At 55.8% G+C, this 283-nt stretch carries 1 pseudogene; it reads right to left on the reverse strand.

From position 1 onward, the window contains the following. A pseudogene (gene dmsB, locus E0L20_RS23805) lies at positions 1 to 269 on the reverse strand (dimethylsulfoxide reductase iron-sulfur subunit DmsB); the annotation flags it as partial. Positions 270 to 283: the final 14 nt, after the last annotated feature.

Raw genomic sequence — 283 nt, forward strand, 5'->3', positions numbered from 1 at the left:
CCGTCCTCGCGCTTGTGCATCGCGCCGCTCGGGCAGACCTTGGTACAGGCCGGATCTTCGCAGTGGTTACAGGCGATCGACAGGTAATAGGCAAAGACGTTCTGATGCCAGACGCCGTTGTCCTCCTGCCAGTCGCCGCCCGCGTATTCGTAGATACGACGGAAGCTGACGTCCGGGGTTAAGTCTTTATAATCTTTGCAGGCCAGCTCGCAGGTTTTGCACCCGGTGCAACGGCTGGAATCAATAAAAAATCCATACTGGGTTGTCATCGGTTACTCCTTAC

Source organism: Enterobacter wuhouensis, from assembly GCF_004331265.1.
GTDB classification, from domain to species: Bacteria; Pseudomonadota; Gammaproteobacteria; order Enterobacterales; family Enterobacteriaceae; genus Enterobacter; species Enterobacter wuhouensis.